The organism is Kitasatospora sp. NPDC049258 (genome assembly GCF_040678895.1).
GTDB lineage: Bacteria > Actinomycetota > Actinomycetes > Streptomycetales > Streptomycetaceae > Kitasatospora.
Genome location: NZ_JBFAQT010000019.1, coordinates 65,205 through 77,451, shown reverse-complemented (window position 1 = coordinate 77,451; position 12,247 = coordinate 65,205). Strand labels below are relative to the sequence as shown.

The 12,247-nt window shown below is 71.8% G+C and carries 10 protein-coding genes; all 10 read right to left on the bottom strand.

Going from position 1 to position 12,247, the window contains the following annotated elements; genetic code table 11:
- Window positions 1–55 precede the first annotated feature (55 nt).
- The 10 genes from AB0K43_RS18360 to AB0K43_RS18315 all read right to left on the bottom strand — a co-directional run bounded on the left by AB0K43_RS18360 (window position 56) and on the right by AB0K43_RS18315 (window position 12,151).
- Complete coding sequence (locus AB0K43_RS18360) at window positions 56–1,210, bottom strand: hypothetical protein (RefSeq protein WP_363640880.1); 1,155 nt, start codon at window positions 1,208–1,210, stop codon at window positions 56–58.
- A 71-nt stretch (window positions 1,211–1,281) separates the two neighbouring features.
- Window positions 1,282–3,207, bottom strand: coding sequence for a TIGR03960 family B12-binding radical SAM protein (locus AB0K43_RS18355; protein WP_363640878.1), 1,926 nt, complete (start codon window positions 3,205–3,207; stop codon window positions 1,282–1,284).
- A gap of 112 nt (window positions 3,208–3,319) precedes the next feature.
- Window positions 3,320–4,519 carry a rod shape-determining protein RodA gene (gene rodA, locus AB0K43_RS18350; RefSeq protein ID WP_363640876.1) on the bottom strand — a complete coding sequence of 400 codons (1,200 nt, stop codon included), beginning with the start codon at window positions 4,517–4,519 and terminating at the stop codon, window positions 3,320–3,322.
- Window positions 4,516–6,759 carry a penicillin-binding protein 2 gene (gene mrdA, locus AB0K43_RS18345; protein WP_363640874.1) on the bottom strand — a complete coding sequence of 748 codons (2,244 nt, stop codon included), beginning with the start codon at window positions 6,757–6,759 and terminating at the stop codon, window positions 4,516–4,518. The genes rodA and mrdA overlap by 4 nt, the downstream gene beginning before the upstream one ends.
- 28 nt (window positions 6,760–6,787) lie before the next feature.
- Window positions 6,788–7,435 (bottom strand): rod shape-determining protein MreD, encoded by a 648-nt coding sequence (gene mreD / locus AB0K43_RS18340; protein ID WP_363640872.1) that lies wholly within the window; start codon window positions 7,433–7,435, stop codon window positions 6,788–6,790.
- Window positions 7,436–7,437: 2 nt separating this feature from the next.
- A complete protein-coding gene (mreC, locus tag AB0K43_RS18335) occupies window positions 7,438–8,376 on the bottom strand; it encodes a rod shape-determining protein MreC (RefSeq protein WP_363640870.1) in 939 nt (312 codons plus the stop codon).
- A gap of 121 nt (window positions 8,377–8,497) precedes the next feature.
- Complete coding sequence (locus AB0K43_RS18330; RefSeq protein ID WP_363640978.1) at window positions 8,498–9,523, bottom strand: rod shape-determining protein; 1,026 nt, start codon at window positions 9,521–9,523, stop codon at window positions 8,498–8,500.
- A gap of 361 nt (window positions 9,524–9,884) precedes the next feature.
- Window positions 9,885–10,298, bottom strand: a complete 414-nt coding sequence (ndk, locus tag AB0K43_RS18325; protein ID WP_363640868.1) for a nucleoside-diphosphate kinase — start codon at window positions 10,296–10,298, stop codon at window positions 9,885–9,887.
- 111 nt (window positions 10,299–10,409) lie between these two features.
- Window positions 10,410–10,745, bottom strand: coding sequence for a DUF4233 domain-containing protein (locus AB0K43_RS18320; protein WP_363640866.1), 336 nt, complete (start codon window positions 10,743–10,745; stop codon window positions 10,410–10,412).
- 2 nt (window positions 10,746–10,747) lie between these two features.
- A complete protein-coding gene (locus AB0K43_RS18315) occupies window positions 10,748–12,151 on the bottom strand; it encodes a folylpolyglutamate synthase/dihydrofolate synthase family protein (protein ID WP_363640864.1) in 1,404 nt (467 codons plus the stop codon).
- Between the last annotated feature and the right edge of the window lie 96 nt (window positions 12,152–12,247).

The following is a 12,247-nucleotide window of genomic DNA, read 5'->3' as shown; positions in this document are numbered from 1 at the left end:
CCGGACCTCTGTCAGGACAAGGGTACGCGGCCCGGAGGCACCGGTTGCGCCCCGCTCACCCGACCAGCGCCCGGCGCAGCTCCCGGGAGGCCCGGCGGACCTCCTGGCCGAGCCGGCGCAGCTCCGCCCTGGCGGGCCACCACAGCTCGCGCCGCACCCAGCGGCACGGCCGCACCACCAGGTACCGCCAGGCCCGCCCGGCCAGCCGCCAGGCCCGCACCAGGGCCCGCCACAGGGCGCCCAGCACGGGGCCCAGCAGGTGCCGCCACAGCCACGCCAGCGGCAGCACCAGCAGGTACCCGAGCACCGTGCCGACCGCCACCCCGAGGGCCCCGGCCAGCCACTCGAGGGCCGCGCCGACGGCCCGACCCGCCCGCACCAGGCCCCGGCCGAGCGGTGCCAGCAGCCGGCGACCGCTCCAGCGGCAGGCCGCCACCAGCCCCCGGGCCAGCCGCCCGAGGGCGGCCGCCGACCGGCGGGCGCAGCGCACCAGGGCCCGGCCGAGCGGCACCAGCAGGTACCGGCCGAGCGCGCCGACCGGCGCCGCCACCACGTACCGCAGCAGCCATCCGCAGGCGGCGGCGGTCCCCCGCAGGGTGGCGAGCAGCGCCCGACCGAGCGGTGCCAGAACGTACCGGCCCACCAGCACCAGCGGCAGCACCAGCAGCACCTGGCCCAGCCGGGCCGCGCCGGGGCCCAGCCGGCGCAGCAACCGGGCGAGGGCCCGGGCGGGGGTGGCCGCGCCGGCCGCCAGGAGCCGCAGCAGCCGGCCGCAGGCCTGCGCCAGCAGCGCCACCCCGGCGAGCACCGCGAGCACGCCCGGGGCGAGCACCCGGCGGGCCAGGAATCCGAGCCCCGCCGCGAACGCCCCGGCCAGCCACCCGGCGCCCCGGCCCGCGGCGCGCAGCAGCCACCACAGGCCCCGCCCCAGGGGCAGCAGGCAGCGGCGGTGGATCCAGCGGAGCGGGCGCAGCACCAGGAGGGTGCCCAGCAGCCGCAGCGCGCGGCCCAGCGGGGTCAGCAGGCGCCGGTACAGGTACCGGGCCGGGCGCCTGAGCAGCCACTCCACCAGCTGCTCCAGCACCCGCCGCAGCGCCCGGCCGGCCACCGTGAGCGCCTCCCAGCCGAAGCGCAGCGGCAGCACCACCACCAGCGCCAGCACCCGCGCCACCCAGGTCAGGTACCCGCCGGGCCGCTGCTGTCCGTCCATCCGCTCCCCCGCCCCACGACGACGACGTGCCCCGCCCGACATCCGTCGGGCGGGGCACGATCAGGTCCGGGTTACTTTACGACCGTCAGCGGCAGCAGCTTCTTGCCGGTGGGGCCGATCTGGATGGCCGTATCCATCTGAGGACACACCCCGCAGTCGAAGCACGGGGTCCAGCGGCAGTCCTCGACCTCGACCTCTTCGAGGGCGTCCTGCCAGTCCTCCCAGAGCCAGTCCTTGTCGAGGCCGCTGTCCAGGTGGTCCCAGGGCAGCACCTCCTCGTAGGTGCGCTCGCGGGTGGTGTACCAGGCCACGTCCACGCCGGTGCCGGACAGGCCCTTGTCGGCGCAGGCCATCCAGCGGTCGTAGCTGAAGTGCTCGCGCCAGCCGTCGAACCGGCCGCCGTCCTCGTAGACGGCCCGGATCACGGCGCCGATCCGGCGGTCGCCGCGGGAGAGCAGGCCCTCGATGATGCCGGGCTTGCCGTCGTGGTAGCGGAAACCGATGTTCTTGCCGTACTTGCGGTCGCCGCGGATGGAGTCGCGGAGCTTCGCCAGCCGGGCGTCGGTGTCCTCGGCGCTCAGCTGCGGGGCCCACTGGAACGGGGTGTGCGGCTTGGGCACGAAGCCGCCGATGGAGACGGTGCAGCGGATGTCGTTCTGGCCGGTGACCTCGCGGCCCTTCTGGATCACGTTCTTGGCCATCGCGCCGATCTGCAGCACGTCGTCGTCGGTCTCGGTCGGCAGGCCGCACATGAAGTACAGCTTCACCTGCCGCCAGCCGTTGCCGTACGCGGTGGCGACCGTGTTGATGAGGTCCTCCTCGGACACCATCTTGTTGATCACCTTGCGGATCCGCTCGCTGCCGCCCTCGGGGGCGAAGGTGAGGCCGGACCGGCGGCCGTTGCGCGAGAGCTCGTTGGCGAGGTCGATGTTGAAGGCGTCGACCCGGGTGGACGGCAGCGAGAGGCCGATCTTGTCCTCGGTGTACCGGTCGGCCAGGCCCTTGGCGATGTCACCGATCTCGGTGTGGTCCGCGGAGGACAGCGACAGCAGGCCGACCTCCTCGAAGCCGGTGGCCTTGAGACCGCGCTCGACCATCTCGCCGATGCCGGTGATGCTTCGCTCCCGCACGGGGCGCGTGATCATGCCGGCCTGGCAGAAGCGGCAGCCGCGGGTGCAGCCGCGGAAGATCTCGACCGACATCCGCTCGTGCACGGTCTCGGCCAGCGGGACCAGCGGCTGCTTGGGGTACGGCCACTCGTCGAGGTCCATCACGGTGTGCTTGGAGACCCGCCACGGCACGCCGGCCCGGTTGGGCACCACGCGGCCGATCCGGCCGTCCGGCAGGTACTCGACGTCGTAGAACCGGGGCACGTAGACCGCGCCGGTGCGGGCCAGCCGCAGCAGCACCTCGTCCCGGCCGCCGGGGCGGCCCTCGGCCTTCCAGCCACGGATGATCTCGGTCATGTCCAGCACGGCCTGCTCGCCGTCGCCGATCACGGCGCAGTCGATGAAGTCCGCGATCGGCTCGGGGTTGAACGCGGCGTGGCCGCCGGCCAGCACGATCGGGTCCTCGACGGTGCGGTCCTTGGACTCCATCGGGATGCCCGCGAGGTCCAGCGCGGTGAGCATGTTGGTGTAGCCGAGCTCGGTGGAGAAGGAGAGCCCGAACACGTCGAAGGCCTTCACCGGGCGGTGCGCGTCCACGGTGAACTGCGGCACCGCGTGCTCGCGCATCAGCGCTTCGAGGTCCGGCCAGACGCTGTAGGTGCGCTCCGCGAGCACGCCCTCGCGCTCGTTCAGCACCTCGTAGAGGATCATGACGCCCTGGTTCGGCAGGCCGACCTCGTAGGCGTCGGGGTACATCAGGGCCCAGCGCACCTCGCAGGCGTCCCAGTCCTTGACGGTCGAGTTGAGCTCGCCGCCGACGTACTGGATCGGCTTCTGGACGTGCGGGAGGAGGGCCTCCAGGCGTGGGAAGACCGATTCGACTGGCATGCGGTGAGCCTTTGGCGACGGGAACAGGACGACTCTCAAGGGTAGCCGAGTCGGACCCTTCGAAATTCTGACGCCCGCGGCCCAGGGGGTCGCGGGCGTCGGGGCGCGGGCCTCAGATCCCTATCGGCCGTTGCGAGCGGACCGACTGGAGCAGCCCGACCGCGATCCACACCGCGAACATCGAGGATCCCCCGTACGAGACGAAGGGCAGCGGGATGCCGGCCACCGGCATGATGCCGAGGTTCATCCCGATGTTCTCGAAGGCCTGGAAGGCGAACCAGATCACCACGCCGGCCGCGACGATCGTGCCGTACAGGTCGGTGGCCTGCCGGGCGATCCGGCAGGCCCGCCAGAGGATCACGCCGAGCAGGCCGATCAGGGCCATCCCGCCGATGAAGCCGAGCTCCTCGCCGGCCACGCTGAACACGAAGTCGGTCTGCTGCTCGGGGACGAACTGGCCGGTGGTCTGGGTGCCGTGGAACAGGCCCATGCCGCCGAGCCCGCCGGAGCCGATCGCGATCCGGGCCTGGGCGGTGTTGTAGCCGACCCCGCCCGGGTCGAGGGAGGGGTCGGCGAAGGCGGCGAAGCGGTCGATCTGGTACTTGCTCAGCACGCCGAGCTTCCAGATCGCCACCGCACCGCCGGCGCCGACCGAGATCAGGCCGAGCACCCAGCGGTTGGCCGCACCCGAGGCGAGCAGGATGCCCATCACGGTCACCGCCATGACCATCACCGAGCCGAGGTCCGGCATCAGCATGACCACGCCCATCGGGACGGCCGCCACCACCAGGGAGTGGATCACGCTGCGGCTGGGCGGGAACTCCCGCTCACCGGCGTCGACCCGGGCGGAGAGGACCACGGCCATGCCCAGCACGATGCCGAGCTTGGCGAACTCGGCCGGCTGGATCGAGAACCCGCCGCCGAACTGGATCCAGGAGTGCGCGCCGTTGATGGTCGAGCCCAGCGGGCTGAGCACCGCCAGCAGCATCAGCAGCACGGCGAGGTAGACGAACGGCACGGCGGTGCGCAGCCGCCTCGTCCCTATCATCACCACCACCCCGCACAGCACCAGGCCGATCAGCAGGTTGGTGAGGTGCCGGTAGAGGAAGTACTGCGGGTCGCCGTGGGTCAGCGAGTCGCGGCCGCGGGTCGCCGACCAGACCAGCAGCGAGCTGCCCAGCGAGAGCGCCAGCGCGGCCAGGATCATGATCCAGTCCACCCGGCGCAGCGGGGCGTCCTTGGCCAGCGCGCGCGAGATCGAGCCGCGCTGGGGGCTGAGCCGGACCTGCCGGTACGAGCCGTAGGAGGTCATGCCCGGCTCCTTCCGCCGGTACGGGTGGGTTCGAGCGCGGCGAGTGCGACCGGGTACGGCTCGGCGGCGCCGCCGCTCGGCGGGGCCTGGTCCAGGAAGGTGGAGCCGGCCGGGAAGGCCGCGCCGTCCTGGAAGGAGGCGGGCTTGACGATCGCGGTGCCGTCCGGGTTGAACTTGGGCAGCTCGGCCTGCGGCTTCGGCAGCAGGGCCTTGCCGTTGTCCACGTTGCCCTTGTCGTCCACGCCGTACAGCGCCTGGTAGATCCGTCGCACGGAGTCACCGGAACCGCCGGAGCCGGTGCCACCTTGGCTTATCGTCATCACGACCGCGTAGTCGCCGCTGTAGGTGGTCAGCCACGAGGTGGTCTGCTTGCCGGCGACCTCGGCGGTGCCGGTCTTGGCGTGCAGCTCGATCTTGCCCTGGGGCCAGCCGGCGCCGGTGAACTTCCAGGCGGCGGTGCCGCTGGTGATGACGCCCGCGGTGGCCTGGTTGATGTAGCTGAGCAGCTTGTTGTCGGCCGGCAGCTTGCCGTCCTCGTGCGGGGCGATGTCCCGCACCAGGGTGCCGTCGGGGCTGACGATCGCCTTGCCGACGGTCGGGCGGTAGAGCGTGCCGCCGTTGGCGAGGGCGGAGTAGATCCGGGCCATCTGCACCGGCGTGACCAGGGTGTCGCCCTGGCCGATCGCGAAGTTGACGCTGTCACCGGCGCGCATCTGGTTGCCGTCGACGCAGTTCTCGCGGGCGATCTCGTCGGTGTACTCGTGGCCGCCCTTGGCCGCCTGGGCGCACCAGGCGTCCTTGTTGGCGTCGAAGAAGGACTGCTTCCACTGCCGGTCCGGCACCCGGCCGGGCACCTCGCTCGGCAGGTCGATCCCGGTCTTGCTGCCGAGGCCGAACTGGTGGGCGGTCTTGAAGAACCAGTCGTTGGGGTTCTTCGGCTTGATGCCGCCGTCCTTCATCCACTGGTCGTAGGCCAGCCCGTAGAAGACCGTGTCGCAGGAGACCTCGAGGGCCTTCTCCAGCGTGATGTCGCCGAAGCTCTCGCTCTCGAAGTTCTTGAACTCGCGACCGCCGATGGTCAGGCTGGTCGGGCACGGGTAGTGCCCGTCGAGCGAGTACCCGGCCTGGACGGCCGCGGTGGTGGAGATGACCTTGAAGGTCGAGCCGGGGGCGGACTGACCCTGTATGGCGCGGTTGATCAGCGGGTAGTTGGAATCCTTGCTGGTCAGGTTCTGGTAGTCCTTGGCCGAGATGCCGCCGACCCACAGGTTCGGGTCGAAGGTCGGTGCGCTGGCCATCGCGATGATCCGGCCGGTGTGCACGTCCATCACCACGGCCGCGCCGGAGTCGGCCTCGTAGTTCTTCTTGGTCTCCTTGTCGTACACCTTGCGGGCGTCGACCATCGCCTGGGCCAGCTGGTCCTCGACCACCTTCTGGACCCGGGCGTCGATGCTGGTGACCAGGTTCTCGCCGGGCTTGGCCGCGGTGCGTCCGGCGCTGCCGATCACCCGGCCGAGGTTGTCGACCTCCAGCTTGTCCACGCCGGTGGTGCCGCGCAGGTCGTCGTCGTAGACGGACTCCAGCCCGGCCCGGCCGATCTGGTCGGACGGCAGCCTGCGCTCCCGGCCGGACTTGTCGGCGGACTTGGTGACCTCGTCGTCGGTGACCGGTGAGAGGTAGCCGAGGACCTGGGAGGCATTGGCGCCCTCGACGCCGGTGTAGCGGCGGACGGCGGTGGGCTGGGCGGTGACGCCGGGGAAGTCCTCGCGGCGTTCCATTATCTGCATCGCCTGCTGGGTGGTGGCCTGCTGGGTGACCGGGATCGGCTGGTACGGCGAACCGTTCCAGCACGGTTGCGGGGTCTTGGCGTCGCAGAGCCGGACCTTGTCCTGGACGTCCTTGGCGGGCAGGCCGAGCACGTCGGCCAGCCGGGCCAGCACGCCCTTGCCGTGGTCCTTCTGCTGCAGCAGCGAGGTGCGGCTGACCGAGACGACCAGCTTGGTCTCGTTGCCGGCCAGCACCCGGCCGGAGGCGTCCAGGATCTCCCCGCGGATGGCGGGTTCCACCACCTCGCGGATGTGGTTGCCCTGGGCCTTGGCCGCGTACTCGTCGCCGGTGCGGATCTGCAGGTACCAGAGCCGGCCGCCGAGGGTGGCGAGCAGCGAGAGGACCAGGATCTGCAGCACCACAAGACGGATCGTCACCCGTTGGGTGCGGCCGGTCTCCGGGATGTTGCTCACGGGGCAGTGACTCCTATCACCGTGCGGCTCAGGGGCGCTTGGCGAGGTTCAGCGGACGCTTCTTCTTGGTGGTGACCGGCATCGCCGAGGCCTCCCGGGTGGTCCGGTAGCGGGCCAGCGAGCCGAGGCCGGAGCCGCCGCCGTCCCCGGTGCCGACCTCGGCCAGGGCCGGGCCGTGGTCGAAGCGGCGGGCCAGCAGCATCACGGCGGGGACCACGAACGGGGCCAGCAGCACGTCGTAGAGCAGGGCGCTGAGGACCAGGCCGGTCAGGCCGACGTGCCGCGCCGCGGTGTCGCCGACCAGGGCGCCGACCGTGGCGTACAGCAGGGTGGAGACCACGGCCGCGCCGGCCACCACCAGCAGGGCGCTGAGCGCCGAGCGCTGCCGGCCGGCCTCCGGGCGGAGCAGGCCGGCGGCGTACCCGACCAGGCAGAGCACCAGCGCGTAGCGGCCGATGGCGTGGTCGGAGGGCGGCGCCAGGTCGGCCAGCAAGCCGCCGGCGAAGCCGACCAGGCAGCCGCCGCTCGGCCCGTAGACCAGGGCGAGGCCCACCACCACCAGCATCAGCAGGTCGGGGGTGGCCCCGGGGAGTTGGAGCCGGCCCAGCACGCTGACCTGGACGACCAGGGCGAGCAGCAGCAGGGCGGCGGGCAGCAGGATCCGGCTAGGACGCACGGTCAGTTCCCCCCGGCGGGCTTGGTGGGCGGTGCGGCGGCGCTCGGCTGGGCCGGGGCCGCCGGGGCGGCGGCGCCGGTGGGCGCGGGCGGCAGGACGGCGTCCCGCGGGTCGGTGCGCGGCGGCACGACCACCACGCCGACCAGGTCGAGGCGGGTGAACTGGACGAAGGGTTCGACCAGCACGGTCTTGGTGAGCTGGCCCGGGGTGGCCTGGACCTCGACCACCTTGCCGACCGGGACGCCGGGGACGAACGGGCGCCCGCTGTGCGAGCCGAAGGTGACCAGCCGGTCCCCCGGCTTGACCTGGGCCTTGCCGTTGAGCAGCTGGACCTTCATCGGGCTGGTGCCCTGGCCGGCCGCGAAGCCGATCTCGTCGCTGCTCTCGATCCGGGTGCCGGCGGTGAAGCCGGGGTCGGAGGCGAGCAGCACGGTGGCGGTGGTCGGGGCGACGGTGGTGATCCGACCGACCAGGCCCTGGCTGTTGATCACCGTCATGTCCCGGGTCAGCCCGTCGTCGCTGCCGGCGTCGATGGTGATGGTCCAGGAGAAGCCCTGGGCGGCACCGATCGCGATCACCTGGGCGGCCTTGACGGTGTAACCGCCGGCGCCGGCCGTGCGGAGCATCTCGTCGAGCTGCTTGGTCCGGCCGGCGGCGGCGTCCGAGGAGGCGAGCCGCTGGCGCAGCTCGGTGTTCTCCCGGGTGATCAGGTCGAGCCGCTCCTGGTGGGTGCCCGCGTCGCGGACCGCCCGGACGTAGCCCGCCACCGGGTCCACCACCCCCGCCGCCCCGCGCTCGACCGGCCCGAGTGCTCCCGCGGCGGCCCTGCGGGCACCGTTGAGGGGGGAGCTCTCGCCGCCCTTGATGTCCACGGTGATCAGTGCGAAGGCGACAGCCACCAGCAGGATGAGCAGTAGTCGGCTCTCTCGTGTGTCCCTCACGGTGCTGGAACTGCCCCTTCAGTGCCGGGCCCCCACCCGCTGAGAAGGAGGGTGGGGACCATTCAGTTGACGAACGCTCTGTACGTACTAACGACCGGCCGGATGCTTTGTCGCGGCCGGGTCACCGTCGCGGCTGGGCGTCGAGGACCTGCTGCAGGGCCTCGAACTCCTCCACACACTTGCCCGCGCCCAGCGCGACCGAGTCCAGCGGGTTCTCCGCGATGTGGATCGGCATGCCGGTCTCCCGGCGCAGCCGCTCGTCCAGCCCGCGCAGCAGCGCGCCGCCGCCGGTGAGCACGATGCCCCGGTCCATCACGTCGCCGGCCAGCTCGGGCGGGCACTGGTCGAGGGTGGTCTTCACCGCGTCGATGATCGAGTTGACCGGCTCGTCGATCGCCTCGCGGACCTCGGCGGCCGAGATCACCACGGTCTTGGGCAGGCCGCTGACCAGGTCGCGGCCGCGGATCTCGGCGTGCTCGTCCTTCTCGCCCTCGAGCGCGAAGGCGGAGCCGATGGACATCTTGATCTGCTCGGCGCTGCGCTCACCGAGCAGGAGGCTGTACTCCTTCTTGATGTGCTGGACGATCGCGTTGTCCAACTCGTCACCGGCCACCCGCAGGGACTGCGCGGTGACGATGCCGCCGAGCGAGATCACCGCGACCTCGGTGGTGCCGCCGCCGATGTCCACCACCATGTTGCCGGTCGGCTCGTGCACCGGCAGGCCGGCCCCGATCGCGGCCGCCATCGGCTCCTCGATGATGTGCACCTGGCGGGCGCCGGCCTGCGAGGAGGCCTCGATCACGGCCCGGCGCTCGACCCCGGTGATGCCGGAGGGCACGCAGACCACGACCCGCGGGCGGGCCAGGTAGCGGCGCCGGTGGATCTTGAGGATGAAGTAGCGCAGCATCCGCTCGGTGATCTCGAAGTCGGCGATCACGCCGTCCTTGAGCGGGCGGATGGCGACGATGTTGCCGGGCGTGCGCCCGATCATCTTCTTCGCCTCGGAGCCGACCGCGAGGATCCCGCCGGTGTTGGTGTTCACCGCGACCACGGACGGCTCGTTGAGCACGATCCCCTTGCCCCTGACGTACACCAGCGTGTTGGCAGTGCCGAGGTCGATCGCCATGTCACGGCCGATGAACGACAGGTTGTTGGCCATGGGGTGTGGAGTGCCTTCCCGGGTTCGGTATGGATGGCGGGGCGGGAGCGGGCCGACCGCGGCGCGCCCGCAGCAGGGCTGACATCAGCTGAGCAGCCGTACCGGGCCCATGAGTTGTGTCCATCGTAGCCACGCCGGTCGAGGTGTTCGGCGGGCCACGGCATACGGTCCATTCTCCGTGGGCCGGTCGGCTTCTCGCAGGATTGGGACGCCGTGTCGGAGGTCCCAGTTCCGTATTTGACGATGAAAAGGTGAGATTCGCCCGGTCGGATCAGCAGGTGGGACGGGGTGCGGGCGCCCTGGCCCGGCCCGCCGGGCCGTGCCTGGCGGGCGGGCCGAGCGACGCGGCCTAGGCGTGCGCGGGGAAGAAGATCTTGATCTCGCGCTCGGCCGACTCCGGGGAGTCCGAGGCGTGGATCAGGTTCTCCCGGGTGATCGTCGCGTAGTCGCCGCGGATGGTGCCGGCGCCCGCCTGCAGCGGGTCGGTCGCGCCGGCCAGCACCCGGATGCCCGGGACGACGTTCTCACCCTCGACGATCAGCGCGATCGACGGGCCGGAGGTCATGAACTCGAGCAGCGGCTCGTAGAACGGGCGCCCGACGTGCTCGGCGTAGTGCTGCTCCAGCGTCGCGCGGTCGAAGGTGCGCAGCTCGACGGCGGCGAGCCGCCAGTTGGCCTTGCGCTCGATCCGGCTGATGATCTCGCCGGCCAGGCCACGCTTGACGGCGTCGGGCTTGAGCAGGACGAGCGTGCGCTGGGACACGGTGCGGCTCCAGGGGAATCGGTACTGCAGGGTGTATGCGGCTACCCCAGAGATTACCTTGCGTGAGCAGCACATTCGTGCGGCCGGGGGCACCCCGGCCGCACGTGGGGATCAGGCCGCCGCGGCGGCCCGGGCGGCCTTGATCTCGTCGATCTTGCGGCCGTAGTGCACCGAGCACCACCACAGTGCGGCGAACACCAGCCCGAGCCCGTACATGGTCGGCAGCACCAGGCCGCTGGCGATCAGGCCGAGCTGGAGCGCCCAGCCGACCGCGACCGCGCCGGGGCGGTTGATCGCGCCGCAGAGCAGGACGCAGAGCAGGATGGCGACCCCGCTGACCGTCCAGATGACGGTGCCGGACACATCCGTGAGCTGCATGGCCACCAGGCCGGCGAACATCACCAGCAGGGCCTCGCCGATCAGGGTCGAGGAGCAGAGCGTGCGCATGGCTACTTGTTCCTTCCGAGCAGCAGGCGGGCCTCGCCCACGGTGATCACCGAGCCGGTGACGAGCACGCCGGTGCCGGTGAGGTCGCCGTCCTCCTCGGCCAGCGTGATCGCGGCCTCGATGGCGTCGTCGAGGCGGGGCTCGACCTGCACCCGGTCCTCGCCGAAGATCTCCACCGCGATCGACGCCAGCTGGTCCACCGGGGTCGCCCGGTGGGTGGTGTTCTGGGTGACGACCACGTCCGACAGGATCGGCTCGAAGGCCGCCAGCAGGCCGGAGACGTCCTTGTCGCCGCTGGTGCCGATCACGCCGACCAGCTTGGAGAAGCCGAAGGACTCGCCGATCGCGGCCACCGAGGCCTCGGCGCCGTGCGGGTTGTGCGCGGCGTCCAGGATCACAGTGGGGCTGCGGCGGACGACCTCCAGGCGGCCCGGGGAGCTGACCCCGGAGAAGCCCTCGCGGACCTTGTCCGGGTCGAGGTTGCCGCCGCGCGCGCCGCCGACGCCGAAGAAGGCCTCGACCGCGGCCAGCGCCAGCACGGCGTTGTGCGCCTGGTGGGCGCCGTGCAGCGGGATGAACACGTCCTCGTACTCGTAACCGCCTAGCCCGCGCAGGGTGATCAGCTGGCCGCCGACCGCGACCTCGCGGCGCACCACGCCGAACTCCATGCCCTCGCGGGCGACCGTGGCGTCGACCTCGACCGCGCGCTTGAGGATGGACTGCGCGGCGTCCAGCGGCTGCTGGGCGATCACCGCCAGGGCGCCCGGCTTGATGATGCCGGCCTTCTCGGTGGCGATCTCCCCGGTGGTGTTGCCGAGCCGGTCGGTGTGGTCCAGGCCGACCGGGGTGATCACCGAGACGGCGGCGTCGATCACGTTGGTGGCGTCCCAGCTGCCGCCCATGCCGACCTCGACGATGGCCACGTCCACCGGGGCGTCGGCGAAGGCCGCGTAGGCCATGCTGGTGAGCACCTCGAAGAAGGACAGCGCGATCGGCTGCTGCTCGTCGACCATCCGCACGTAGGGCTCGATCTCGCGGTAGGTCTCGACGAAGCGCTCGACGCTGATCGGCGTGGAGTCGAGGCTGATCCGCTCGGTCACCGACTCGACGTGCGGGCTGGTGTACCGGCCGGTGCGCAGCTCGAAGGTGTTGAGCAGCCGCTCCACCATGCGGGCGGTGGAGGTCTTGCCGTTGGTGCCGGTGATGTGGATCGACGGGAAGGCGCGCTGGGGCTGGCCCAGGATGTCCATCACCGCGTTGATCCGGTCGAGCGAGGGCTCCAGCTTGTTCTCCGGCCACCGCCGGGACAGCTCGGCCTCGATGGCGCGCAGCTCGCTGTCGTCGTCCGCGGGGTCCGCACCGCTGGGTCGGATGGTGTACGGGTTCTGCCCGGCCTTGTCACTCACGGGCCCAGTGTAGGGAGCCCGGCGGCGACCGCGGACCAGGGTGCGGCGGCGCCCGGCTCCCTCGGGCCCGCCTCCGGCAGAGCCACGGGGCCCGGC

Coding starts and splice junctions, on each gene's coding strand:
- rodA (WP_363640876.1), bottom strand. CDS start 4,519: ATGACCTCCTACGGCTCGTACCGGCAGGTCCGGCTCAGCCCCCAGCGC.
- AB0K43_RS18355 (WP_363640878.1), bottom strand. CDS start 3,207: ATGCCAGTCGAATCGGTCTTCCCACGCCTGGAGGCCCTCCTCCCGCAC.
- AB0K43_RS18360 (WP_363640880.1), bottom strand. CDS start 1,210: ATGGACGGACAGCAGCGGCCCGGCGGGTACCTGACCTGGGTGGCGCGG.
- AB0K43_RS18320 (WP_363640866.1), bottom strand. CDS start 10,745: ATGCGCACGCTCTGCTCCTCGACCCTGATCGGCGAGGCCCTGCTGGTG.